This is a genomic window from Saccharopolyspora karakumensis (assembly GCF_004349225.1).
Lineage (GTDB): Bacteria > Actinomycetota > Actinomycetes > Mycobacteriales > Pseudonocardiaceae > Saccharopolyspora > Saccharopolyspora endophytica.
Genome location: NZ_SMLA01000015.1, coordinates 31,878 through 55,849, shown reverse-complemented (window position 1 = coordinate 55,849; position 23,972 = coordinate 31,878). Strand labels below are relative to the sequence as shown.

Annotated in this window: 20 protein-coding genes and 1 riboswitch; of the genes, 7 read left to right on the top strand and 13 right to left on the bottom strand. The window is 71.3% G+C overall.

Annotation, left to right across the window (positions count from 1 at the left end):
* Positions 1-130 precede the first annotated feature (130 nt).
* Positions 131-1,768 carry a phosphomethylpyrimidine synthase ThiC gene (thiC, locus tag E1202_RS13005; protein WP_132683280.1) on the top strand — a complete coding sequence of 546 codons (1,638 nt, stop codon included), beginning with the start codon at positions 131-133 and terminating at the stop codon, positions 1,766-1,768.
* 38 nt (positions 1,769-1,806) lie between these two features.
* Here thiC and E1202_RS32595 read toward each other — a convergent pair whose 3' ends face one another.
* Positions 1,807-2,073, bottom strand: a complete 267-nt coding sequence (locus tag E1202_RS32595; RefSeq protein WP_268952318.1) for a Uma2 family endonuclease — start codon at positions 2,071-2,073, stop codon at positions 1,807-1,809.
* A gap of 459 nt (positions 2,074-2,532) precedes the next feature.
* On the opposite strand from E1202_RS32595, the gene thiD reads away from it, so the two are divergent.
* Complete coding sequence (thiD, locus tag E1202_RS12995; RefSeq protein WP_132683279.1) at positions 2,533-3,366, top strand: bifunctional hydroxymethylpyrimidine kinase/phosphomethylpyrimidine kinase; 834 nt, start codon at positions 2,533-2,535, stop codon at positions 3,364-3,366.
* A 171-nt stretch (positions 3,367-3,537) separates the two neighbouring features.
* Positions 3,538-5,487 carry an FUSC family protein gene (locus E1202_RS12990; protein ID WP_235878204.1) on the top strand — a complete coding sequence of 650 codons (1,950 nt, stop codon included), beginning with the start codon at positions 3,538-3,540 and terminating at the stop codon, positions 5,485-5,487.
* 195 nt (positions 5,488-5,682) lie between these two features.
* Here the strand turns inward: E1202_RS12990 and thiG are convergent, their stop codons facing one another.
* The 3 genes from thiG to thiO form a co-directional block, all read right to left on the bottom strand.
* Positions 5,683-6,447 (bottom strand): thiazole synthase, encoded by a 765-nt coding sequence (thiG, locus tag E1202_RS12985; protein ID WP_132683275.1) that lies wholly within the window; start codon positions 6,445-6,447, stop codon positions 5,683-5,685.
* A gap of 2 nt (positions 6,448-6,449) precedes the next feature.
* Complete coding sequence (gene thiS / locus E1202_RS12980) at positions 6,450-6,650, bottom strand: sulfur carrier protein ThiS (RefSeq protein ID WP_132683273.1); 201 nt, start codon at positions 6,648-6,650, stop codon at positions 6,450-6,452.
* Positions 6,647-7,765 (bottom strand): glycine oxidase ThiO, encoded by a 1,119-nt coding sequence (gene thiO / locus E1202_RS12975; protein WP_132683271.1) that lies wholly within the window; start codon positions 7,763-7,765, stop codon positions 6,647-6,649. The genes thiS and thiO overlap by 4 nt, the downstream gene beginning before the upstream one ends.
* Positions 7,757-7,864: riboswitch (TPP riboswitch) on the bottom strand. It overlaps the preceding gene by 9 nt.
* A 260-nt stretch (positions 7,865-8,124) precedes the next feature.
* Here thiO and thiE point away from each other — a divergent pair.
* Positions 8,125-8,796 (top strand): thiamine phosphate synthase, encoded by a 672-nt coding sequence (thiE, locus tag E1202_RS12970; protein ID WP_132683269.1) that lies wholly within the window; start codon positions 8,125-8,127, stop codon positions 8,794-8,796.
* A gap of 84 nt (positions 8,797-8,880) precedes the next feature.
* Here the strand turns inward: thiE and E1202_RS12965 are convergent, their stop codons facing one another.
* The 3 genes from E1202_RS12965 to E1202_RS12955 all read right to left on the bottom strand — a co-directional run bounded on the left by E1202_RS12965 (position 8,881) and on the right by E1202_RS12955 (position 11,897).
* Positions 8,881-10,005, bottom strand: a complete 1,125-nt coding sequence (locus E1202_RS12965) for a S1 family peptidase (protein ID WP_132683267.1) — start codon at positions 10,003-10,005, stop codon at positions 8,881-8,883.
* A gap of 166 nt (positions 10,006-10,171) precedes the next feature.
* The gene (locus tag E1202_RS12960) at positions 10,172-10,921 is read right to left on the bottom strand and encodes a hypothetical protein (protein WP_132683265.1); all 750 of its coding nucleotides are present in this window, start codon (positions 10,919-10,921) and stop codon (positions 10,172-10,174) included.
* A gap of 220 nt (positions 10,922-11,141) precedes the next feature.
* Positions 11,142-11,897, bottom strand: coding sequence for a GntR family transcriptional regulator (locus E1202_RS12955; protein WP_132676617.1), 756 nt, complete (start codon positions 11,895-11,897; stop codon positions 11,142-11,144).
* A gap of 270 nt (positions 11,898-12,167) precedes the next feature.
* On the opposite strand from E1202_RS12955, the gene E1202_RS12950 reads away from it, so the two are divergent.
* Complete coding sequence (locus tag E1202_RS12950) at positions 12,168-13,208, top strand: SIS domain-containing protein (RefSeq protein ID WP_132683263.1); 1,041 nt, start codon at positions 12,168-12,170, stop codon at positions 13,206-13,208.
* A 10-nt stretch (positions 13,209-13,218) separates the two neighbouring features.
* Here E1202_RS12950 and E1202_RS12945 read toward each other — a convergent pair whose 3' ends face one another.
* On the bottom strand, positions 13,219-14,061 hold the full coding sequence (locus E1202_RS12945; RefSeq protein WP_132683261.1) for an amidohydrolase family protein: 843 nt from the start codon (positions 14,059-14,061) through the stop codon (positions 13,219-13,221).
* A 199-nt stretch (positions 14,062-14,260) separates the two neighbouring features.
* On the opposite strand from E1202_RS12945, the gene E1202_RS12940 reads away from it, so the two are divergent.
* A complete protein-coding gene (locus tag E1202_RS12940) occupies positions 14,261-15,202 on the top strand; it encodes an N-acetylglucosamine kinase (protein WP_132683260.1) in 942 nt (313 codons plus the stop codon).
* A 107-nt stretch (positions 15,203-15,309) separates the two neighbouring features.
* Here E1202_RS12940 and dapA read toward each other — a convergent pair whose 3' ends face one another.
* The 4 genes from dapA to E1202_RS32590 all read right to left on the bottom strand — a co-directional run bounded on the left by dapA (position 15,310) and on the right by E1202_RS32590 (position 19,211).
* On the bottom strand, positions 15,310-16,152 hold the full coding sequence (dapA, locus tag E1202_RS12935; RefSeq protein ID WP_132683258.1) for a 4-hydroxy-tetrahydrodipicolinate synthase: 843 nt from the start codon (positions 16,150-16,152) through the stop codon (positions 15,310-15,312).
* A 31-nt stretch (positions 16,153-16,183) separates the two neighbouring features.
* The gene (locus E1202_RS12930; protein ID WP_132683354.1) at positions 16,184-16,798 is read right to left on the bottom strand and encodes a DUF3159 domain-containing protein; all 615 of its coding nucleotides are present in this window, start codon (positions 16,796-16,798) and stop codon (positions 16,184-16,186) included.
* Between the two features lie 133 nt (positions 16,799-16,931).
* On the bottom strand, positions 16,932-17,657 hold the full coding sequence (locus E1202_RS12925; RefSeq protein WP_132683256.1) for an ESX secretion-associated protein EspG: 726 nt from the start codon (positions 17,655-17,657) through the stop codon (positions 16,932-16,934).
* Between the two features lie 93 nt (positions 17,658-17,750).
* On the bottom strand, positions 17,751-19,211 hold the full coding sequence (locus tag E1202_RS32590) for a hypothetical protein (RefSeq protein ID WP_132683254.1): 1,461 nt from the start codon (positions 19,209-19,211) through the stop codon (positions 17,751-17,753).
* 589 nt (positions 19,212-19,800) lie between these two features.
* Here E1202_RS32590 and E1202_RS12915 point away from each other — a divergent pair.
* Positions 19,801-20,583: an SGNH/GDSL hydrolase family protein gene (locus E1202_RS12915; RefSeq protein ID WP_132683252.1), complete on the top strand. Its 783-nt coding sequence runs from the start codon at positions 19,801-19,803 to the stop codon at positions 20,581-20,583.
* 458 nt (positions 20,584-21,041) lie between these two features.
* On the opposite strand, the gene E1202_RS12910 is transcribed toward E1202_RS12915, so the two are convergent.
* Positions 21,042-23,753 (bottom strand): AfsR/SARP family transcriptional regulator, encoded by a 2,712-nt coding sequence (locus E1202_RS12910; protein ID WP_235878203.1) that lies wholly within the window; start codon positions 23,751-23,753, stop codon positions 21,042-21,044.
* Between the last annotated feature and the right edge of the window lie 219 nt (positions 23,754-23,972).

Sequence of the window (23,972 nt, the reverse complement as noted above, 5' to 3'; positions counted from 1 at the left end):
GCCTCGGCCACGAACAAGTCAATCCGCGGGAGCTCGCACCAAGAGCGGGCTGAGAGGGCGACTGGAGAACTCCGGGGTCGCCGACCGCACGAACCTGACCGGGTAATGCCGGCGTAGGGAGTGGACGGCAATGGCCGACGTGTATCCGAACGCATCCGGAATCACCACGGGACCCATCGAGGGATCCCGAAAGGTCTTCAGCAGCACCGAAACCGGGCTGCGAGTGCCGTTCCGCCGCATCGAGCTGACCAACGGTGAGCACCTCGACGTCTACGACACGTCAGGGCCGTACACCGATGACAACGCCACCGTGGACGTCCACAGTGGACTACCTCGAACGCGAGCGGGATGGCAGGACGGACGAGAGCACAGCACCCAGCTGGGCTGGGCGAAGGCGGGCGCGATCACCCGCGAGATGGAGTTCATCGCGCACCGCGAAGGGGTTTCGCCGGAGTTCGTGCGCGATGAGGTCGCCTCGGGCCGCGCGGTGATCCCGGCGAACCGGTGCCACCCGGAGAGCGAGCCGATGATCATCGGCAAGAACTTCCTGGTCAAGGTCAACGCCAACATCGGCAACTCCGCGGTCACCTCCTCGATCGAGGAGGAGGTGGAGAAGATGGTGTGGGCGACGCGCTGGGGCGCCGACACCGTGATGGACCTGTCCACCGGCAAGCGCATCCACGAGACCCGCGAGCGCATCCTGCGCAACTCCCCCGTGCCGATCGGGACCGTGCCGATCTACCAGGCGCTGGAGAAGGTCGACGGCGATCCCGCCTCGCTGACCTGGGAGATCTACCGGGACACCGTGATCGAGCAGTGCGAGCAGGGCGTGGACTACATGACCGTGCACGCGGGCGTGCTGCTGCGCTACGTCCCGCTGACCGCCCAGCGCGTGACCGGGATCGTCTCGCGCGGCGGGTCGATCATGGCGGCCTGGTGCCTGGCGCACCACAAGGAGAGCTTCCTCTACACCCACTACAGCGAGCTGTGCGAGATCCTGCGCGCCTACGACGTGACGTTCTCGCTGGGCGACGGCCTGCGTCCGGGCTCGATCGCCGACGCCAACGACCGCGCCCAGTTCGCCGAGCTGGAGACCCTCGGCGAGCTCACCCACATCGCCCGCGAGCACGACGTGCAGGTGATGATCGAGGGTCCCGGCCACGTGCCGATGCACAAGATCGCGGAGAACGTGCGGCTGGAGGAGGAGCTGTGCGGTGAGGCGCCGTTCTACACGCTCGGACCGCTGACCACCGACATCGCACCGGCCTACGACCACATCACCTCCGGCATCGGCGCGGCGATGATCGCCCAGGCCGGCACCGCGATGCTCTGCTACGTCACCCCCAAGGAGCATCTCGGCCTGCCGAACCGGGACGACGTCAAGACGGGCGTGATCACCTACAAGATCGCCGCGCACGCCGCCGACCTGGCCAAGGGGCATCCCCGTGCCCAGGAGCGGGACGACGCGCTGTCCACCGCCCGCTTCGAGTTCCGCTGGACCGACCAGTTCAACCTGTCGCTGGACCCGGACACCGCACGCGCCTTCCACGACGAGACGCTGCCCGCGGAACCGGCGAAGACGGCCCACTTCTGCTCCATGTGCGGCCCGAAGTTCTGCTCGATGAAGATCACCCAGGACGTCCGCAAGTACGCCGAGGAGCACGGGCTGACCAGCGTCGAAGCCATCGAGGCCGGTATGGCGGAGAAGTCCGAGGAGTTCACCCGCACCGGCGGCGAGGTCTACCTGCCGCTCGCGGCCAAGGACTGACGCAGTGCTGGGGCGGCTCCACCGGGGCCGCCCCAGCGTCAGAACTCGTCGGTGGGGATGGTCAGGTCGAACGGCGCCGGCAGCTCGACCGGCTTTCCGAACGGAAAGAGCTCGCGCTTGCGGTAACTGCCGTCCTGCGGATCCGAGTGCAGGAAGACCGCCGGGCCGCCCTCAGCGAAGCGGTCGATCAACAAGTACAGCGGCACCTCTGCTTGTCCGTAGGCCCACAACTTCTCCTTGCGGTCGACATCGGCGTTGCTCTTCCAGGTGATCTCCGCGACCAGCAACGCCGGTTCCACCGGCACAGGGCCGGGGTGTCATCACCCGGCAACTCACCGAACGGAATCACTGCGATGTCCGGAAGGAACAGGCACCACCGAAGCGGCATCGCCACTCCCGCAGTCTGAAAGACACCCCGTTCATCCGGTATGGACCGGTCCAGTGCTCGCTGCACACGAGCCGCGATTGCGTTATGCGGATAACCCGGCGGCGGGGACATGACGATGGTCTCCTCAACGATCTCCGCGCGCCAAGCCTCGTCCGGCAGGTCCAGGTGCTGCCAGGTCTGCACCAACTCGTCCCACGTCGAGTACGACGGTGCCGGAGCAGCATTCATAGCGCGACCACCTCCTGTGGTCATCACGCACAGCACTCACCGCCTCTGACGATCTTGCGATCTGCCTGGTCACGAGCCTATCCGGAAACCATCGAGGCGTCAGCGGCTACGCGGTTGAAGGGATCACGTGGCACGTAGCATTCGGGGAATGCACGACAGCACTGCTCCGCCCACCGCGCTGACCATCGCCGGATCGGATTCCGGCGGAAGTGCGGGCATGCACGCCGACCTGCGGACCTTCTTCGCCTGCGGGGTGCACGGCATGACCGCCGTGACTGCGGTGACCGTGCAGAACACCGTCGGCGTGACCGGGTTGGTCGAGATCCCGCCGGAGACGGTGGCCGCGCAGATCGACGCGGTGGCCTCCGACATCGGCGTCGGCGCGGCCAAGACCGGGGTGCTCGCCTCGGCCGCCACCATCGACGCGGTCCTGGACGCCTGCGACCGGCACGGGATCGGCCGCGGCGGCCGGACGCCGTTCGTGGTGGATCCGGTGGCCGCGTCGCGCAGCGGTGAACCGCTGCTGCGGACCGACGCGCTCGACGCGCTGCGCCACCGGGCGTTCCCCCGCGCCACGCTGGTCACCCCGAACCTCGACGAGGTGCGGCTGCTCACCGGCATCGACGCGCGCACCCGCGAGGACCTGCTGGACGCGGCCAAGGCGATCCACGCCTACGGGCCGGAGTGGGTGCTGATCAAGAGCGGTCACCTGCCCGACGACCCCGAGTGCGTCGACCTGCTCTTCAACGGCACGGAGTCCATCGAGCTGCCCGGCCCGCGCTACGCCACCGAGCACACCCACGGCGCGGGCGACGTGTTCGCCTCGGCGATCACCGCCGCGCTGGCCAAGGGCGCCTCGATGCCGGACGCGGTGCGCGGTGGCAAGCGGTTCGTCACCCGCAGCGTCGCCGACGCCTACCCGCTCGGCTCCGGCGTGGGACCGGTCTCGACCTTCTGGCGGATCAGCCCTCGCTCGTACTGACCAATCATTTGAGTGATTCTCGTCCGCATCCTGTAACCCGATAGGTGCTACTCGTCGACATATGTTGAAGAGGGGCGTAACTCCAGGCATGGAACCTGGAGGGCGCGGCGAGGGACGACAGGGGTTTGCGAGAGCGTGGCTAGAGCGGTGTTGACAAGGGCACGGGGATGGATGGCCACCGAGGCGGGTGCGCCGGATCCTCGGCAGCGCCAGTACGTGCTGCTGGTGGTGCTCGCCGTGATCGCCGGAACGTTCGCGGGCTGGTTCTTCGAGTTGCAGACCCCGGTGCTGCTGGGAGCGCTGACCACCGTGCTGGCGCTGACCGCCACCAGCGGTCAGGCGCTGCGCTCCGATCTGCGCCGGTTCATGTGGCTGACACCGGCGCTGGTGCTGATGATGGCCGTCGGCCCGATGCTGACCAAGGTCCCGGCGCTGGCCGGGCTCGCCGTCGCGGTGGTCGTGTTCGGCACCGGGATGCTGCCCGCGCTGGGTGAGCACTACCGCATCGGCGGGCAGATCTTCGCCGCCGCGACCCTGGTGACCACCACGACCGGCATCGGCAACGACCAGCCGTTCCTGGTCCTGCTGGCCTCGACGGTCGCCGGCGGGCTGTTCGCTCTGCTGCTGCGGGTGATCATCGGGGTCGGCGACCCCGGGCACGCGACCCGCGTCGCGGTGGCGCGGACGCTGCTGACACCCGGTCCCGGCGTGCTCGAATCAGCCGCCGCCGCGTGGCGCGCCGACGGCTCCAGCACCTGGCTCGGACAGGTGCTGGCCGGTTCGGCCCGGTTCCGCGCCGCCCGCGAGACGCTGCTCGCGCAGGCCCAGCAGAGCGACCGGATCGAGGCCGAACGGCTCCGCGAGATCGTCGCCGAGGCCGACCAGGTCGCCGCCGAGCTCGCCCGCGCGATCCGCTCCCGCGCCTGCACCGGCCTGCCGATGGCCGCCCGCCGCGACCCCGCCCAGGCCGTCATCGCCCGAGGCGGGCGGCAGGACATGCCCGACGCCGTCGCCGGCGTGAACCAGGGCCTGGACCGGATCCGCGCCGCCGTGGTCAACCGCGACGAGAGCCCGGTGCCGCCCGCCGAGGACGGCGCCCTGCGGGAGCGGCTGCTGGGCGCGGTGCGCGCGCACCTGTCGTTCCGGTCCTCGCTGTTCCGGCACGCGCTGCGCTGCACGCTGGCGGTCGCGGTCGGCATGGTGATCGTGCTGCTGCTGCGCGACCCGTCGGCGTCGAGCCTGCTGCTCGCGCTGTACGTGGTGCTCGCCCCGGCGGCGCGCGACAGCATGACCGGCGCGCTGGAACGCACCGGTGGCGCGGTGCTGGGCGTGACCGCCCTGGCCATCCTGATCACCCTGCTGCCGGGCGCCTACCTGCTGGTCCCGCTGGTCGTCGGCGGAATGCTGCTGAACATGCCGAGGCTGCGCGCCGAGTACCAGGTGGTGCTGGGCTGCCTGATCGTGATCACCGTGGTGGATCAGGCGATGGCGCTGGACCGCCCGCTGGTCAACGTCGGGATCAGCTTCGCCGCCAACACGGCGGTGGGTGCGGCGATCGCGCTGATCGTCGGCTACGTGAGCTACCTGGTGCTGCCGAGCAGCATCGTCCCGGACGTGCGCGGCGCGGTCCGCTCCACCGTCTGGTCGGTCTCGGAGCTGCTGCGCAGCGTCCGCGCCTCCGGCCAGGGCGCCGATCTCCCGAAGGCGCTGCAGGCCGCGAACGTGCTGGCGCTGCGCCGCACCCAGGACCTGCTGGGCATGCCCGCGCTGCTGGACGGCACCGGCGAGGAGACCGACGACAACCACGCCACCCGCGCCGCGGCGATCGCGCTCGACGCGCTCCGCCAGGACGTCGCCACGCTGGCCTTCCGCCCCGCCGAGGAGCGCAAGGTCGCGGTCCCGGCGCTGCGCGCGGTCGACGACCTGCTGGGCGGCAAGTCCACGGCGAAGATCCCCGACATCCCGGCGAGCGGCGCCCCGGCCTCGGAACTCCTGGCGAGCTCCCTGGTCGAGAACGCCCTGCACGCCCGCCAGGCCATCGACCGGACCTTCGGCTACGACAACCCCTGGAAGAGCTACACGATCAGCTTCGTCCGCCCCGAACGCCTCCACATCCGCTAGGCCGGGCCGTTCGGATGCCGCGCGAAGTTCGAGTCGGGACTTTCGCGCTCGAATTTCGCGCGAAACTCGAAAACGACCCCGGATTCGGCCCTTGACCTGGTGCGACACGCCCGGACGCGGGGAACGTCCGGGCGTCGCGCGACGTTGGAACGCTCCCCGCGTCCGGGTGTGCTGTCAGGGTGGGTGTTCGGGATATCAGCTCATCGGGGTGCCCGGGCTGGAGGCTTGGGCCCAGAAGCGCTGGGGGATCCGGCCCGCTTGCGAGGCGAGGCGGCCCGCTTCGACGGCGCTGCGCATGGCCGTGGCCATGCGCTCCGGGTCCTGAGCGCGGGTGACGGCGGTGGCCAGCAGGACCGCCGAGCAGCCGAGCTCCATCGCCAGGGCCGCGTCCGAGGCCGTGCCGATGCCCGCGTCGAGGACGATCGGGACGGTGGCGCGGGAGACGATCATCTCGATGTTGTGCGGGTTGCGGATGCCCAGTCCGGTGCCGATCGGCGAGCCCAGCGGCATGACCGCCGCGCAGCCGACCTCCTCCAGCTTCAGCGCCAGGACCGGGTCGTCGTTGGTGTAGGCGAGGACGACGAAACCCTGGTCCACCAGCTGCTCCGCCGCGTCCAGGAGCTCGATCGGGTCGGGCAGGAGGGTGTCCTCGTCGGCCACCACCTCCAGCTTGACCCAGTTGGTCTCGAGGGCTTCGCGGGCGAGCTGCGCGGTGAGCACCGCTTCGGCGGCGGTGCGGCAGCCCGCCGTGTTGGGCAGCGCCTCGATGCCGAGCTTGCGCAGCAGGTCGAGGACACCGGTGCCGCCACCGGCGTCGGCGCGGCGCATCGCGACGGTCGTCAGCTCGGTTCCGGAGGCGATCAGCGCGCGCTCCAGCACGGCGAGGTTGTTCGCCCCGCCGGTCCCGGTGATCAGGCGCGAACCGAACTCGCGGCCGGCGATCAGCAATGGGTCGTCCACGGTCACCCTCCTTGCACTGCGGTGAGGACTTCGATGGTGGCGTCGGCGTGCAGCGCCGTGGTGGGCCACGACGCGCGCGGCACCACCGCGCCGTCCAGCGCCACGGCCACGCCTCGTTCCGGGACGCCGAAGTCGTCCAGCACGGACGCGAGGGTGGCGCCGGTGGCGACCTCCCGCGCGTCGCCGTTGATCACGACGTTCACTGCTGCCCTCCCAAACGGCTCGGATCGGTGGCCTTGATCAGCGGTTCCGGCTCTTCGCCGCGCAGCAGCGCCAGCACGGCGTCGACGGTGACCGGCGTGAGCAGGAACCCGCCCCGGTGATGTCCGGTGGCGGCGAGCACTCCCGGCTCCAGCCAGCCGATCACCGGCAGGTTGTCGGTGGTGCTCGGGCGCAGCCCGGCAGTGGCCTCGACCAGCGCGTACTCGGCGATGCCCGGCATCACGATCTCGGCGTCGGCGAGCAGGTCGCGGACGCCGCCGACGGTGACCTCGGTGTCGAAGCCGACCTCGTGCTGGGTGGCACCGAGCACCACTCCCCCGTCGTCGCGCGGCACCAGGTAGCAGGGCCTGCCGCGCACCGGACCGCGCACGGTGCGGGTCGGCGGTGGCAGCGCGGTGGCTCGTCGCCGCAGCCGCAGGATCTCGCCCTTGACCGGGCGGATCCGGTCGGCGAGCGCCGGGTGCAGCGAACCCGAGTGCGCGCCTGCGGAGATCACCGCGACATCGCACTCCACAGTGGACTCGGCGAGCTCGACCGCGCCCGGCCGGACCGCCTCGGCGCGTTCGGCGACGAACTGCACGCCCGCGGCTTCCGCTGCTGCGCGCAGCGCGGTCAGCGCGAGCCGGTTGTCCACCGCGAGATCACCCGGCACCTCCAGGCCACCGCGCACCGCGGGGCCCAGCGAGGGCTCGCGCCTGCGCAGCTCGCGTCCCGTCAGCCGGGTCACGCTGCGGCCCAGCCCGGCCAGGTACCCGGCGACGTTGTCGAGCTCTTCGCGGTCAGCACCGTCGACGCCGAACATCAGCGTGCCCTCGGTGCGCAACCCGGACGGCAGCCCGGCCGCGCGGCTGAGCTCGTGAGCGAAGTCCGGCCAGCGGTTCAGCGACGTCGAGCCCAGTTCGAGCAGTTCTTCCTCGCCGGGCCACGCCTCGGCGAGAGGCGCGAGCATCCCGCCCGCGACGTACGAGGCACCTGAGGCGGGGGCCGGGTCGACCAGGCTCACCCGGTTGCCGGCCGCAGCGGCGCGCCAGGCCACCGACAGGCCGACGACTCCGCCGCCCACCACCACGACATGATCGGTTCGTTTCTCAGACAACTCCACGCTCCCTGCGCCGGCATGACCCGGATCAGGTTCGACGGTCGGAGCCCTGCGCTCCCTCTCAGCCCGGTCCGCCGGGCTCCCGTGCTCACCACCGTCCACCGTACCCGTCAACAGATCGCGACGTCAGCGCCTGGTCCGGAGGATCTGCTGAGGAAGACCGCGGAGCCGCTGCTTCAGGTGTGGGACTCAGCCGGCACCGCCGCGGGTTCTCCAGCGGTTTCGTGGCGAGCACGCCGGGACGCCGTGCATTGGACATACATCAGGAGCGGCGCACGGAGTCCACGGAACCGCTCAGGTTCCGCTACCCGCACCGCAAAGCAAAGCATCCACGAAACAGGCTTTAGGCTGGGGACATGCCTGGATTGGACGGCTTCGGGATTCGCGCGCGCCTCGCCGAGGCGAAGTTGTACCTGTGCACCGACGCTCGCAGCGAGCGAGGTGACCTCGCGGAGTTCGCCGACGCCGCGCTCGCCGGTGGTGTCGACATCATCCAGCTGCGCGACAAGGGCACGGGCGGTGCTCCGCTGGAGGCCCGCCACGAGCTCGCCGCGCTGGAGGTGCTGGCCGAGGCCTGCGTGCGGCACGGCGCTCTGCTGGCGGTCAACGACCGCGCGGACGTCGCGATGGCCGCCGAGGCCGACGTGCTGCACCTGGGCCAGGACGACCTGCCGGTGGACATCGCCCGCCGGATCGTCGGCGACCAGGTGGTGATCGGCCGCTCCACGCACGACATCGCCCAGGCCGACGCGGCGGCGACCGAGCCGGGCGTGGACTACTTCTGCACCGGGCCGGTGTGGACGACTCCGACCAAGCCCGGCCGTCCGGCCGCGGGCATCGACCTGGTCCGGCACACCGCCGAGCACCGGGGGCACGGCCGTCCGTGGTTCGCCATCGGCGGCATCGGACCCGAGAACCTCGACGAGGCGATCGAGTCGGGTGCCGAGCGCATCGTGGTGGTCCGCGCGATCACCGCCGCCGACGACCCGGAAGCCGCCGCCCGCGACCTGCGGGCACGGCTCCCCTGACCTGACGACGAGCGACCCCGGGACCGAAGATCCCGGGGGTCGTCGTGCGCGAACGCGGGTGTCAGCGGGAGCCGCTGTCACCGATCACTGGGTCAGCAGGGAGACGCCGTAGGCCGACAGGGCCTCGTTGACCGGCTGGAAGTAGGTCGTGCCACCGCTGGTGCAGTCGCCCGAACCACCCGAGGTCATGCCCTGGGCCTGGTCGCCCGAGATGAACGAGCCACCGGAGTCGCCCGGCTCGGCGCAGACGTCGGTGCGGGTCAGGCCCTCGACGGTGCCCTGCTCGTACTGCACGGACTGGTTCTTGGCCTCCAGCGCGCCGCAGTGCCAGCCGGTGGTGGAACCGGAGCGGCAGATCGACGCGCCCTCCGAGGCCTCCGTGGATCCGGCCACGGCGACCGTGCCGCCGCTGTAGTCGTTCACCGCGGCCTGCGGGCTGTCGTCGGTGCCGACGGAGATGAAGGAGTGGTCATCACCGGGGAAGGACGAGCCCTCGAAGGTGCCGCTGGGCTCGGTGGTGGTGTCGCCCGTCCCGCCGCAGTGGCCGGCGGAGACGAACCCGCCCTCCACGGCGAAACCGACGGAGCAGCGAGCGCCGCTGCCGATGTAGTAGGCGTTGCCGCCGACGACGTCCATCAGCGTCCGGGGCTGCTCCTGCGACTCGACGACCTTCACCGCCTCGGCGGGCACGCCCGCGGCCTGCGCGAACTGCGCGGCCTCGGCGGCGGCACCCGGCTTGACGGTGACGACGACGGCGTTCTGCTTGTTGCTCGCGTACCAGCCGGTGACGCTCTTCGGCGCCTGCGCCTTGCCGGCGTTGAGGCCGTCGACGACCCCGTTGAGCTGCTTGGTGCTGAAGGCGACCTGGCGGACCTCGGCACCCGCGGCGCGGACCTGCTCGGAGCGGGCCGCGTCGGTCACGCCGACCACGAGCTTGCCCGTGGCGGAGTCGAAGTAGGCGCCGCCGAAGGAGTCGGCTAAAGCGTCGCGCAGGGTGCTCTCGGTGCGCTGAGCGGCGGACTCGAGCTGGAGCCGGTCGAGGGCCTGCTCCTTGGTGAGGCCGAGGTCGCGCTGCATCGCGTCGAGCAGCGTGCCCGCCACCGGGACGGCGGTGGGTGCGGTGGCGGTGGCCGGCATGGTCAGCGCGGCGACCGTGCCCGCGGTGACCAGAACGGTCCCGGCAATGCGAGCCGCGAGTCTACGTTTCATCTCGTGTCTCCCTTGTCATGACCTGATCTCTCAAGGCCCCGTCGCCGGTCCAGTATCAGATTTCCTCAGGGGAATCACATCCAGCTTTTAGCGCAATGTGCGCAAAACAACTCCGATTGATTTTCGATCAACCTCGGAATGAGGTGCATTTCACCGTTTTTCGCATTTATCGGAGCGGCACTCCCGGAGCGACCGACTCGGGTGTGGGTTCGGTGGTCGATGATTGCGTTGCGGGCGAACCGGTTTCGCTCGGATGCTGCGTCGGCGGCTGCGTCGGCGGCACGCTCGGGGCGGGTTTCTGCGAGCTGGCCGGCGGAGCGGATGGTTCCGGCGACGGCGTCTCGCTGGTCGGCACCGGTTCGCTGGTCGTGGGCTCGACGGGCTCGGCTCTGACCGGAGCCCGCGGCGCGGGCTGGAGCACCCGGCCGAGCGTCGTGCCGTCACCGCCCGACAGCGGGCGGCCGGTGAGGCCCTCGAACCCGGTCACCAGCAGCATGCTCACCGCGAACACCGCCGCGCACGTCGCACCGACCAGGGTCCAGCGCCCCCACCTGCGGCGGGGCACCGGCGGGGAGAGCACGGTCCGGGTGCCGGAACGCTCGGCGGCGGGCTCCTCGACGGCTTCCCCGCCCGGCCACTGCAAGCCCGTGACCTGGATCTTCCGGGTCGCTTCCTCGGCCCCCGAGACCTGGGTGGACTGGGTCCTGCGCTGCCGCAGCACCGAGGCCCGCGCGGCGGCGACCACCGCCTTCTCCCGGGTCTTCTCGATCGACCGCTGGTAGAGCGCGCCGCCGATCGTGATGATCACGCTGGTCAGACCCGCGCCCACGACGGTTCCCGCGACGCCGAGCCGGGAGCCCAGGAAGGCCGCCGTCACCGACGCCAGCGCCGCGCCACCGACCTGCGCCGGCGACACCTGCGTCTTCTTCTCGCTCTGCTTCTCCGGCTGATCTTCAGCCGAATCCGCTCCGCCCCTCGCCATTTCCCTCACACACGCAATTGGAGTCGCACATCTGCATCACCAACGCGCGTGCCGGGACGTATTCTCCGCCTCGGCCGCTTTCGTGAGGACTCCCACGACGTGTAACGAAAAGCGGTGTCACTGCGCGAAAACGCGATTGCGCACCGTTATGGGATCAGGCCGGCGGGTTGAGCCGCGCGACGAACTTGTACCGGTCACCGCGGTAGATGGAGCGGACCCATTCGACCGGGCGACCCTCGGTGTCGAACGAGTGCCGGGACAGCAGCAGCATCGGCAGGCCGACGTCGGAGCCGAGCAGTTCGGCCTCCTCCGGGCTGGCGAGTGCGGTCTCGATGGTCTCCTCGGCGTGCCCGAGCTCGACCTCGAAGGTCTCCCGCAGCACCTGGTAGAGCGACCCGCCGGACTCCAGCTTCGCGGTCAGGCCGCGGAAGCGGGCCAGCGGCAGGTGCGTGGTCTCTATGGCCATCGGTTCGGCGTCGGCCAGCCGCAGCCTGCGCAGCCGCAGCACGGCGGAACCGGCCTTGGTTCCCAGCAGGACGGCGAGCTCCTCGTCGGCGGCCTCCTCGACGACCTCCAGCAGCCGGGAGGTCGGCTGCCTGCCCTGGGCGCGCATGTCCTCGGTGTAGGAGGACAGCTGGAGCCGCTGGGCGACCTTGGGCTTGGCGGCGAAGGTGCCCTTGCCCTGCACGCGCAGCAGCCGGCCTTCGACGGTCAGCTCGGCCAGCGCCTGGCGGACGGTGGTGCGCGAGACGTCGAACTCGGAGGCCAGCGAGCGCTCGGTCGGAATCGGCGAACCGGGCGGCATCGACCTGAGCAGGTCGAGCAGGTGCTGCTTGAGCCCCCAGTACTTCGGTTCCCGTGGTGCGCGGCCCTGCGAATCCGCCCCGCCGGACACGGTCGTGTCGAGCATCGTTCCTCCTACCCGCCGCAGCCTGACCTCCGAGCATGCCCGACCGCGCGGCCCCGCGAAACGCGTCTCCGGCAGATCGTTCGCACTGATCAATTCAGACTTTGGTGTGCGTGCACACTAACGCCAATTCCTGTTGACAATGAGTGTCGCTCACCACAATCCGCGATGCCCCGGCGGCCGTGGTGAAGCCGACCATCGGACGAACGAGGGTGCTCTCCGGTTCCGGACCGGGTAGAATTGGTCTGGACCTTATGGAAGGGATGGGCCGAGATGTCCGCCACCCCCGGCACCCACATGAAGTACGAGATCGACCAGCAGCCCGCGATCTTCGCGGACCTGCTGGCCGCGCAGGAGCAGTTCGCCGAGGTCGCGGCGGTCGTCGCCGAACGCCGCCCGCGGTTCGCGCTGCTCGCGGCGCGCGGCTCCAGCGACCACGCCGCGCTGTACGCGAAGTACCTGATCGAGGTGCTCCTGCAACTGCCCGTCGGCCTGACCTCACCCTCGACCACCACGCTCTACGGCGCACGACCGGACCTCACCGACGTGCTGCTGCTGACCGTCAGCCAGAGCGGCGGCTCGCCCGACCTGGTCGCGGTCACCGAGTCCGGCCGGGCCGGCGGGGCGCTCACCGTCGCGGTCACCAACACCACCGATTCCCCGCTCGCCTCGGCCGCCGAGCTGTCGCTGAACATCCGCGCCGGCGCGGAGCAGGCGGTCGCCGCCACCAAGACCTACAGCGCCACGCTGCTGGCGTTGTACCTGCTCATCGATGCCATTCGCGGTGGGGACGCCGCCCTGGCCCGAACCCTCCCGGACCTCGCGGCCGGCACGCTCGCCGACGCGGCCGACCCGGTCGAGGAGGCCGTGCAGCGGTACCGCTTCGCCGGCCGGATGGTCACCACCGGCCGCGGGTACTCGCTGGCGACCGCGCACGAGACCGCGCTGAAGCTGGCCGAGACCAGCTACCTGTCGGCCCGCTCCTACAGCGGCGCGGACCTGCTGCACGGACCGGTCGCCGCCATCGACGCCGAGACCGCGGTGCTCGCGCTGTGCAGCGCGGGCCTGGGCGGCGAGTCGACGCGCGAGGTCGTCGAGGCCGTGCACCAGCGCGGCGCCGACATCTGCGCGATCGGCTCGGCGGCGGCGAAAACCCCGGCCGCGCACCGGATCCCGGTTCCGGAGTCGGCCGAGGAGGTCGCTCCGATCCTGGAGATCCTGCCCGCCCAGCAACTGGCCCTGGGCCTGGCGCTCGCCAGGGGCATCGACCCCGACAACCCCCGCGGCCTGCAGAAGGTCACCAAGACGACGTGACCCCAGGAGTTCAGAGGTTGTAGATCTCGCGGGCGGTGGTGTCGAAGACCGCCGCCCGCTCCGCATCGCTGAGCCCGGCGGTGAGGTCCTTGGCCACGCCGAGGACCTCGGCGTAGGAGGCGGCGAGCAGGCAGACCGGCCAGTCGGAGCCGAACATGATCCGGCTCGGCCCGAACGCCTCCAGCACCACCTCGGCGTAGGCCCGCAGCCGGGACGGGTCCGGCTGCGCCGCCCAATCGTCCTGGGTGACCAGGCCGGAGAGCTTGCAGACGACGTTCGGGTGCGCGGCGAGCACGCGGATCCGGCTCGCCCACGGTTCGAGCTCCCCGGCGGCCACGTCGGGTTTCGCGCAGTGGTCGAGCACGAACGTCATCTGCGGGAACTGCCCGGCGGCCTTGATCGCGGCGGGCAGCTGGTGCGGGCGGACGAGCAGCTCGAAGAGCAGCCCGGAGTCCTCCACCGCGCCGAGCCCGGCCAGCACGTCAGGCCTGATCAGCCAGTCCGGGTCGGGCTCGTCCTCGACCTGGTGCCGGATGCCGCGCAACCAGCCGCCGGAGGGGTGGGTCTGCAACCGGCCGATCCGCTCGCGGGCGTCCTTGGCGGTGAGGTCGACCCAGCCGACGACCGCGGCCACCCGGTCGACGGTCTCGGCCAGCACCAGCATCTCGGGGGTCTCGTCCGGATCGGCGACCGTCTGCACCAGCACGGTCGCGTCCACCGAGGTCCCCCGCATCGCGGCCTGCAGGTCAGCCGGTCGGAAGTCGCAGCGCAGCGAATCCATCTCCGGGCCGGTCATCCAAGGCTGGTCGCGGACGTCGAGATCCCACAGGTGATGGTGGGTGTCCACGGTCATCGAGCGCCTCCGCGAATGTCCACATCAGACTGAACGCGGCAGGCGCTCGTACAGGCGTCGCCCATGTTTTCTCTTCTCCCCGACGGATGAAACGACCTGTCGATGTATATCGGCTCACCGCGTCGGAGACCAGGGCTCGAATTGGCCACTTCCCGTCGCGGCGCCCGCTGATCGCGCCGCGCGAGAGTACAAAGAGCGCATGCACGGTGATGACACGGCCCTCGTCCTCGGTCTGGATGTCGGCGGCACCAGCAGCCGCGCGCTGGTCAGCGACCTGACCGGCCGGGTGCTGGGCACCGGTGACGCGGCGGGCGGCAACCCGAACTCGCACCCCGCGCCCGACGCGGTCGCGCAGATGGCCGGCGCCGCCCGCGACGCGCTGGGTGACAACGACCCGGCTGCGGTGCGCGGATGCGTGCTCGGCATGGCCGGGGTGAGCAAGATGGCCGATCCCGCGTTCGGCGAGTTCTTCCGCAGCGAGTGGGCCCGGCTCGGGTTGGGCTGCGAGACCACGCCGGTCAGCGACGGCGTGGTCGCCTTCGCCGCGGGGACTCCGGAACCGACGGGCACGGTGCTCATCGCCGGCACCGGCGCGGTCGCCGAGCGGGTCGAGGACCACCGCACGGCGGCCACCATCGGCGGCTGGGGCTGGCTGCTGGGCGACGAGGGTTCGGCCTACTGGCTGGGCCGCGAAGCCGTGCGCGCCACCCTGCGCGCGCTGGAGCGCGGCGCCCCGGTGGAGGGCCTGGTCGAGGCGGTGTGCGGACACCTCGGCGTCGCTCCGGAGCGCAAGGCGGTGATCACGGCGGCCAACGCGAGCAAGCCGATCCACCTCGCCGAGCTCGCACCGCTGGTCACGGGTGCGGAGGACGACGCGGCCGAGGACATCGTGCACCGCGCCGCCGTCCTGCTGGCCGACACCGCGGCGACCGCCCGGCCGGATCAGCACTCCCCGGTCGTCCTGGCCGGTGGTCTCCTCCACCCGGACAACCGCATCGGCCAAGCCCTGCGCGCCGAGCTCGAAGCCCGCTCCTGGCCGGAACCCCGCACGGCAGGCTCCGGCGCAGCAGCCGCGGCGTGGCTAGCCGCCCTGCCCCTCACCCAAGACCCGAACTCCCTGCACAAAACCCTCCTCCCCTGACCCCACCGGACTCCCGCTGAGATCAGGGCCCCGACTTCCACTGAAATCCGAGCCCACACTGAACTCCGGTCCCCGACTTCCACTGAAATCGGGGACCGGAAATCGGGTCAGGAGAGGCCGACCTCGGTGAGGGCGTTGCGGATGACCTGGAGTTCGGACTCGTCCGCCTCGACCAGGGGGAGCCGGGGTGCTCCGACCTCGTGGCCGAGGAGGTTGAGGGCCGCCTTGACCGGGATGGGGTTGGTGGTGACGCCCAACGCCGAGTAGAGGGGCTTGAGGGAGGCGTCGATCTCGGCCCTGCGGGTCGGATCGGTGACCATCTGCTTCATCCGGGGGCCGACCAAGTGGCTGGCGACGAGGATGCCGCCCACGGCTCCCAGGTCCAGTGCCTGCGCGAAGCCGTCGTCGTTGCCCGCGTAGAGGCCGAGGCCGTCGACCTGCGCCAGGGCGTCGTTGTCGGCCTGCTTGACGTAGTCGAGGTTGTCGATCTGGCCGAGCTCGGCGAGCAGGTCGTTGTCGAGCGACAGGCCGATCCGCGACGGGACGTTGTAGAGCACCACCGGCTTGTCGGTGGCCTTGCCGATCTCGGTGAAGTGCCGGACGAGCCCGCGCCGGTTGGGCTTGTTGTAGTACGGGGTCACCGACAGGATGCCGTCGGCGCCGATCTCGGTGACCCGCTCGGTCATCCAGCAGGCGTGCGCGGTGTTGTTGGAGCCCGTGGAGGCGATCACCGTGACGCCTTCGGGACGCTCACCGACGGCCAGCTCCACCAGCCGCAGGTGCTCGGCGTCCGACAGCGTCGGCGCCTCGCCGGTGGTGCCGCACACCACGACGCCGTCGGAGCCGTTGGCCAGCAGGTGCCGGAACAGGTTCAGGAACGCTTCTTCGTCGACCTTCTGCCGGTCGTCGAACGGGGTCACGATCGCGGTGATCACGCTGCCGAGAGACATGAGCGCATTGTGCGCCCGCGTCCCGGAGGTGTCACATCGCGGGCTCCCTCGGATGACGCATGCCCGGGTGGTCGTCGGGCAGCGAGCGGCGCAGCACCCACCAGCTCGCCGCGATGCACACCGCCACCAGCGGCCAGGTCAGCACGACCTGCGCGATGGTCAGCGCGCCGGTGGCCCCGACCAGCCACAGCGGGATGAACACGACCAGCCGCACCACGTACTGGCCGACCCACACCCAGCTGGCCCGGCTGTAGGCGCGCATCAGATCCGGGTCGCGCCGCCACTTGCGGCCCTGCCGCAATGCGACGCCGACGACCACGCCCAGCAGCGGCCAGCGGATCGCGATGCTGGTCATCCAGGCCAGCGCGCTCAGCGCGTTGCTTGCGAGGCGGGGCAGGAAGAAGTCCGCGGCGTCGCCGGTGCGGATCGCGATGAGCGCACCGAGCATCACCGCCAGCAAGCTGATCAGGACCGCGAGCGGGCGAGCGCCCTTGCGGAGCCGGCAACCGCCGAGGACGGCACCGACCACCACGGCCGCCGCGCTGCCGATCACGATCGACTCGCCGCCGAAGAACCAGCCGGCGCCGAAGGCGACCGGCGGCAGGCTCGCGTCGATCGCGCTGCTGCGCCCGCCGAGCAACCGCATGAACGAGTCGCGATCGTCCCGGCCCGTGTCCGTCTGCCCCTGCGTCACGACACTAAGCCTGCCCTAACTTTCACGGCGGGCCAAACCCCGGCCTCGTGGACCGGGCTCTCCCCGCGAAACGGTCACCCCACCTCTACCCGAGGCGGCGGGCTCGTTCCACCAGGGTCGCGATCTCCGCGGCGATCGTCGGCTTGTCGGCGGGCTGGCAGGCCACGGCGTCCTGGCCGCCGACCCGCTCGCCCCGCATCGCGTAGCGGCCTTGGTCGGTGTCGAACCAGATGAGGTTGGGCACCCGCGTTCGCCGGGCACCGGCGACGACGAAGTGCCCGAAGCGGAACTTCGGCCTCGACGTCACCGCGCGCAGCTCGGGCAGGCCCTCGATGTCGGCGTCGGCGGGCATGCCGCCGCGCCGGTCGGCGACCGCGCGCAGCGCGGGACCCGCGCCGACCGGGGCGTCCGGCAGCAGGTCGGCGGCGATGCGCGGCAGGTCGCTCGGCGGCAGGAAGGTCATCCGCATGCCCCGGCCGTCGAAGATGCCGAGCACGCCGACCTCGCCGGTGGCCACCACGCGGGCCGCGAGCCGGTGACCGGCGCGGACGTCGAGCAGCCCGGCCGCGGCGATCGACACCTCAGAGCTGCACAGCAGGTACAGCGCGTCCTCGACCTCGGGTTCCGGGCGCCCGTTGCGGGCGAGCCCCGCCGACTCCAGCTCCTGCCACACCCGCTGGGCGACGACGTTGCGGTCCTCCGGGAGCTCCGCGATGCGCGGCAGCTCGAACGGGTACTGCCGAACGGTGAGGTTCAGCTGCTCACCGAGCAGATCGACCGCGGGGGCCGACAAGGTGATCGTCTCAACCATCACAGCTCACATTTCGCGTCAGCGGTAGCCAGTGTTATCAGTGCGCCCCGGTGCGACCGGCCCGAAGGCCGGTCCGCCAGGGGTTTCGCCGCGTCAGAAGTCCCGGAAGCTCGCCGGCGACTCGCCGAGCACCGGCGGTGCCACGAGCCGACCGCCGTCATCGTCGTCCCACAGCTCGTCGGCTTCGATGAGGAACTGCGGCACGGCACCGCTGCCGGTCTCGCCCGGCTTGTAGCCGGAACCGGCGCGCAGGTCGTCGCCACCCTCGCGGCGCTCCTCCTTGAAGTCGTCGGCCGACCACGAGGTGTTGCGCCCGTACCCGGCGCGACCCGTGCCGTTCGACCAGGCACCGGCCGAACCCATGGGGCCGAACCCGCCGTCGGCGCGTTCGTTGATCTTCGGCGTGCGCAGCGTCCTGCTCTTCGGACGCTGCTGATCCTGCTGCTGGGGCGGTTCCGCCTGGTGCTGCTCCGGCGGGCGCGGGGGCTCCGGCCGGCGCGGCGGTTGCTGCGCGACCGGCTGCTCCGCCTGCTGCGGAGCCGGCGGAGGCCCCGGACGCGGCGGCGGTGCCGTCGGCGGCGGACCCTGCGGACCCGGCGGACCCGGCGGGCGCTGCGGACCGCCGTTCGGCGGCGAGGGCGTTCCCGCAGGTGGCGAGGGGTGCTGCGGAGGCGGAGGTCCGGCCGGGGCCTGGTGCCCCGGCGGCGGGCCCTGCTGCGGCATCGGACCGCTCGGCGGACCCGGCGGCGGACCCTGCGGACGCGGGCCGGCCGGGGGCATCCCCGCGGGCGGGCTCGGTGGCGGGCCGTCCGGGCGCTGGGCGGTGTCCGGGCGCGGCGGTAACGACGCCTGCTCGGCGAAGGGCGATTCCGGCGGCTCGGACATCGGCGGCTCGGGGCGCGGGGGCTGAGCCATCGGCGGTTCGGACCTCGACGGCTCTGCCATCGGCGGCTCTGCCATCGGCGGATCGGGCACGGGTGGCTGGGCCATCGGCGGGTGGGGCGGTCGCGGCGCCTCCACCGGTGGCGGTGCGTCGGAGAGCTGCGGAACCGGGCCGCTCGGCGGACCGTCGACCAGCGGGCCGCGCAGGACTCCGTCGCGCACCTGCGGCTGCGGACCGCTGTCCGGAGCCGGATTCGGCGCGGGGCGCGGGTTTTCGGCGGGCGGGAGCAGCGAACCGCTCAGGCTCGCGCTCTCCGGCCGGCCGTGGCGCGGTTCGTCGGGCTCCAGGGACCCGGACATCTCGGCCGGGCGCGCCGGAGCGCCACCGAGATCGCCCGACAGCGACGGCAGACCGCCGGTGGACGGGCGCGAGGGTTCGGTGACGGGCCTGCCGGCCGGTCCCGATCCGCGCTGCTCCTGCTCGAAGCGGTCGGGAAGTTGTTCCGCCCGCTGCCAGAAGGCGAACGGGTGCGGTTCGGCGGCGAGCGCGGCCAGTTCGGCGCGCACGTCGAAGTGCCCCGGGCGCTGCGCGGGCGGAGCCGGGCGCGCGGGAGGTGCGGTCGGCGCGGGCGGCGGGCCTCCGGGTCCGGCGTCGCTCAGCGAACCCCGCAACGGCGGGTCCGCTCGGCGCCTGCCTCCCTGTTCCGGAGCTCGCCGGTTCGGTGCCTCGAAGCCCGCCGGCCCCGGCGCGGACGCCGGATTCTGCGGTGCCGTCACGATTCCCCCAGATCTGCAGGACGGTTGCGGAGACCGACGATCAGAGTCGCGGTCCTCGTGGAATCGACGCAATGCCCCATGTCGTCGTTCCCCATCAACCGAACACGACGAGCAGCGCGCGAAACACCCGCTCCGGCGTCCTGCGAGCGGACGCGCGTCGAGCTGTGACCTGCAGCGATCGCGTCATCGTGAGCCCCCTTGTCACTTCTGTTACCGCCGAAGGACATTAGCAGCTGGCGTTCACCCGTATCGGTGTTTCCCGCCAAGATCCACCTTCTCGGCCCGTGACGGGCGGATGCACCGCACATCAAGGAAGAACATCGATTCGGCAAAGTCAACAGACCAATCGGACATATTTTCTAGACTGTCCAGTGCCGTTTGTCACTTGGCGGGAACCTTCGGTGGCGTAGGTGCGTGCCCGAGGGCCAGTGTTGATTTCGCACCACCACGGGCGTGCGGGGATGAGCAGGAGGGACGAGTCGAAATGGGAACGGGGCGCTGGGACAGCTTCGTCGCGCTGGGAGACAGCTTCACCGAAGGTCTGGCTGATGCCACTGCCGAGACCGACGTCTACCGGGGGTGGGCGGACCGGTTGGCGCTGCACATCGCCGAGCACAACCCGGATCTGCGCTACGCCAACCTGGCGGTGCGCGGGAAGCTGATCCGCCAGATCGTCACCGACCAGGTGCCGCAGGCCATCGAGCTCAAGCCGTCGCTGGTCGCGCTGACCGCGGGCGGCAACGACATCATCCGGCCGGGCAGCGACCCCGACCTGGTGGCGGAGCTGTTCGACGACGCCGTGAGCCGCATCCGCGCGACCGGGGCCGACGTGCTGATCGGCACGGGGTTCGACACCGCGCGCACCCCGGTGCTCAAGCACGTGCGGGGCAAGGTCGGCACCTACAACTCGCACCTGCGCTCGATCGCCGACGCGCACGGCTGCTACGTGATGGACCTGTGGTCGATGCGGGTCCTGCAGGACCCCCGCGCGTGGTGCGAGGACCGGCTGCACCTGTCCGCCGACGGCCACCGCCGGGTCGCGCTGCGCGCCTGCGACACCCTCGGCCTGCCCACGTCGGAGGCCTGGAACGAGCCCTGGCCGGACCTCGACGAGCGCAGCTGGCAGGAGCAGGCCGCCGAGGACATCAGGTGGGCCCGCGAGTACCTGGCTCCCTGGATCAGCCGCCGCCTCCGAGGAGTCTCCAGCGGAGACGGCCGCACGGCCAAACGCCCCTGCCTCGAAAAGCTCCCGACCAACTGCGCCTGAGAACAACACGAAAGACCGTCAGGCAAGCGGCGAAGCCGCTTTCTCAGTACCCCACCAGAGCAACTCGCACCGCCGGGGTTCTGAGCGGCTTCGTGGCGAGCACGCCGCGACGCCGCCGTGCATTGGCCATACATCAGGAGTGGCGCGCGGAGTCCACGGAGCCGCTCAGGTTCCCCCACCCGCACCGCCAAGCAGAAGGACCACAACCCCGGAACAAGAACAAAAAAACAGGCGCTCGGGCGGCTCCCCCGAACCGTCCGAGCGCCTGCACACCCCCACACCCGGGAGCCCCGGATGCCCTGAACCCCCTCGTGGTCGTCCCGACCGCGTACGGCCGGGACGACCGGGGCGACAATCCCCCCTAGGACTTCCCCCAGAGCCGCCCTCGTGCGGATCAAGCACGGATTGATCCGCACGATCAAGTTCGCAGCCGGGACTACACGCCCGCTAAACGCGGACTAAACGCCCTGTCCAGCGATCTCGTCGAGGCGCTGGCGGACCTCTCTGACCTTGGGAGATCCCTCCATCTCGAAGATCGCGAGGGCGGTCTCCCAGCGGGTGCGCGCGACCGGGATCTCGCCGCGCAGCCTCGCGGCGTCGCCGAGCCCCAGGTTGGCCGAACCCTGGCGCACCGCCGAGCCGCACTGGCGGGCGACGTCGAGGGCTTCGTGGTGGAAGCGCTCGCCGTCGTCGAACCTGCCGAGTTCGATGCTGACCTCGCCGCAGTTGTTGAGCACCATGGCCAGGGTTTCCAGGTCGTCGGCCTCGCGGTAGAGGTCCTCGGCCTCGCGCAGGTACCGCAGCGCGGCTTCCAGCTCGCCGTTGACCTGCTCGACCATCGCGAGGTTGTTCAGCGCGCCCGCCACGAAGTAGCGGTCGCCGAGCGAGCGGTAGACCTTGAGCGCGTCCTTGGAGTGCACCTTGGCCTCTTCGTAGCGGCGCAGCCGGAACAGCACGCTGGAGAGGTTGACCTGCGTCATCGCCAGCCGCTCGGAATCCCCCGTCTGCACGGCGACCCGGTAGGACTCCTCGTAGTGCGCCAGGGCCTCGTCGAGGTTGCCGGATCGGGCGCAGGCCACGCCGAGACCGGCGGACATGAGCACCTTGCCGACGGGATCGCCGACGGCGCGGGCGGAATCGGCGCCGTCGGAGTAGACGCGCATCCAGTCCTCCCACGGGCAGCGGATCATCAGGTAGTTGAACTGCAGGCGGGCCAGCGGCCAGGCCAGGTCGTGCAGCCCGGCGGCGTTGGCGGCGCGGACGGCGGTGACGAGGTTCGGCCACTCGGCGTCGAACCACTCCAGGGCCTGCGAGCGGGACGCGATCTCGGGTTGGTGCTCACCGGCGTCGGAGAAGTCGAGCTCGTCGCGGGCCGGGCGCAGGAAGCGGCGGGCGTGGTCGGCGGCGCACAGGTAGTGGCGCAGCAGCCGGCGCAGCGCCTCGGTGTCGCCTTCGCCCGCGGGGAGTTCGCGGGCGTAGGCGCGCAGCAGGTCGTGCATGCCGAACCGGTCCGGTTCCGGCTCGGTGACCAGGTGCGCGAGCGCCAGCGCGCGCAGCCTGCGCTGGGCGCCCGCCGGGTCGGTCCGGCACAGCGCCGCCACCGCGTGGGCGGTGAAGGTCTGCCCGGGGACCAGGCCCAGCATCCGGAAGGTCTCGGCGTGCAGCGGCGGCAGGCTGCGGTAGGAGATGTCGAAGGCGCGGCGCACGCTGGTGTCGGCGTCGTCGTCGATGTCCAGCGCCTGCAACCGGGTTCGCTCGTCGGTGAGCTCGTGCACCAGGTCGGCGACGCCCCGCGCGGGGTTGGCGGCGAGCCGGGCGGCAGCGATGCGCAGCGCCAGCGGGAGTCCGCCGCAGAGCTCGGCGAGTTCGGCGGCGGCGTCGGGTTCGGCCGCGGACTTGCCCGGCACGCCCGCGCGGTCGAGCAGTTCGATGGCGGTCTCGGTGGACAGCGTCTCCAGCGGCAGCACGCGGGCGCCCGAACGCACCACGAGCCCGTCGAGGCGGCGCCTGCTGGTCACCACGACCATCGAGGCGGCGCTGCCCGGCAGCAGCGGCAGCACCTGGTCGGAGTCGCGGGCGTTGTCCAGCAGCACCAGCACCTTCCGCTTGGCCAGCAGCGACCGGTAGAGCGCGGTGCGGTCGTCGAGCTCGACGGGGATCGCGTCGGCGGCCACGCCGAGCGCCTTGAGCATGCTGGTCAGGGCCTCGCCGGGGGTGAGGGGTTCGTGCTCGGAGTCGAAGCCGCGCAGCGAGGCGTAGAGCTGGCCGTCGGAGAACTCCTCGCTGACCCGGTGCGACCAGGTCAGCGCGAGCGCGCTCTTGCCGACGCCCGCGGTGCCGGTGAGCACCGTGATCAGGCTGAAGCCCTCCTCGTTGGCCTCCCGCATCGCGTCCAGCGTCGACACTTCCAGCCTCCTGCCGACGAAACCCGCCGGAGCGGGCGGCAGTTCGGCGGGCACAGGACGGCGGATGCCCAGGCCGGGTTCGACGCGGCTGGGGTGGTTGCGCAGCGCGGGGTCGTCGCGCAGCAGCTTCTCGTAGAGCTCGCGCAGCTCGGGGCCGGGATCGATGCCGAGCTCGTGGGACAACCGGTGCCGCAGCTCGTGGAAGCGGGCCTGCGCCTCCGCCCGGTGTCCGGCGCGGTAGTTGGCGAGCATCAGCTGACCGGTGAGCCGTTCCCGCATCGGGTGCTGGTCGACCAGGGTGGACAGTTCGGCGATGAGCTGGTGGTGCCTGCCGAGTTCCAGGTCCGCGGCGATGCGCTCCTCCAGCGCCAGCAGCCGGAGCCCGTCGAGGTTGGGCGCGACCATCCGGTAGAGCCTGCTGCCGGCGATGTCGGCGAGCACCGGCCCGCTCCACAGCGACAGGGCCTCGGTGAGCAGGCGCGATCGTTCGGCGGGTTCGAGTCCGTGGGCGCGGTTGATGAGGTTGCGGGCGCGGTGGGCGTCGATCCGGTCGCCGTTGACGCGCAGCAGGTATCCGGGCGCCCGGGTGATGATCTCGGGGCCGTCGTGGCCGAAGAACTTGCGCAGCCGGGAGACGTAGCCCTGGATGATGGTGCGCGCGCTGGCGGGCGGTTCGTCGTCCCACAGGGTGTCGATCAGCCGGTCCATCGGCACGACCTGGTTGGGCTCCAGCAGCAGGCAGGCCAGCAGTGCCCGAACCGGCATGCGCCCCGTTTCGAGGGGGACGCCGTCCAGGTGCACCTCAAGCGGACCGAGCAGGCGGAATTCGAAACCTGCGGTCCTCTCTAAGCTGCCGTGCGGCGTCATTCTCACCCAAATTCGACTTCCGGCCTGTCCCCCCGCCCGACACACGGTAGCGATCGGCCCTGCGTGCCAGGCCGACGCATTCACCAGGCTCACACCAATGGAGTATGCCCGAAAAGC

Coding starts and splice junctions, on each gene's coding strand:
- E1202_RS12940 (WP_132683260.1), top strand. CDS start 14,261: ATGCACGGTGATGACACGGCCCTCGTCCTCGGTCTGGATGTCGGCGGC.
- E1202_RS12965 (WP_132683267.1), bottom strand. CDS start 10,005: ATGAAACGTAGACTCGCGGCTCGCATTGCCGGGACCGTTCTGGTCACC.
- E1202_RS12915 (WP_132683252.1), top strand. CDS start 19,801: ATGGGAACGGGGCGCTGGGACAGCTTCGTCGCGCTGGGAGACAGCTTC.
- E1202_RS12990 (WP_235878204.1), top strand. CDS start 3,538: ATGGCCACCGAGGCGGGTGCGCCGGATCCTCGGCAGCGCCAGTACGTG.
- thiE (WP_132683269.1), top strand. CDS start 8,125: ATGCCTGGATTGGACGGCTTCGGGATTCGCGCGCGCCTCGCCGAGGCG.
- E1202_RS12910 (WP_235878203.1), bottom strand. CDS start 23,753: ATGCCGGTTCGGGCACTGCTGGCCTGCCTGCTGCTGGAGCCCAACCAG.
- thiC (WP_132683280.1), top strand. CDS start 131: ATGGCCGACGTGTATCCGAACGCATCCGGAATCACCACGGGACCCATC.
- thiD (WP_132683279.1), top strand. CDS start 2,533: ATGCACGACAGCACTGCTCCGCCCACCGCGCTGACCATCGCCGGATCG.
- E1202_RS12950 (WP_132683263.1), top strand. CDS start 12,168: ATGTCCGCCACCCCCGGCACCCACATGAAGTACGAGATCGACCAGCAG.
- dapA (WP_132683258.1), bottom strand. CDS start 16,152: ATGTCTCTCGGCAGCGTGATCACCGCGATCGTGACCCCGTTCGACGAC.
- E1202_RS12955 (WP_132676617.1), bottom strand. CDS start 11,897: ATGCTCGACACGACCGTGTCCGGCGGGGCGGATTCGCAGGGCCGCGCA.
- E1202_RS12945 (WP_132683261.1), bottom strand. CDS start 14,061: ATGACCGTGGACACCCACCATCACCTGTGGGATCTCGACGTCCGCGAC.
- E1202_RS12930 (WP_132683354.1), bottom strand. CDS start 16,798: ATGCGGTTGCTCGGCGGGCGCAGCAGCGCGATCGACGCGAGCCTGCCG.
- E1202_RS12925 (WP_132683256.1), bottom strand. CDS start 17,657: ATGGTTGAGACGATCACCTTGTCGGCCCCCGCGGTCGATCTGCTCGGT.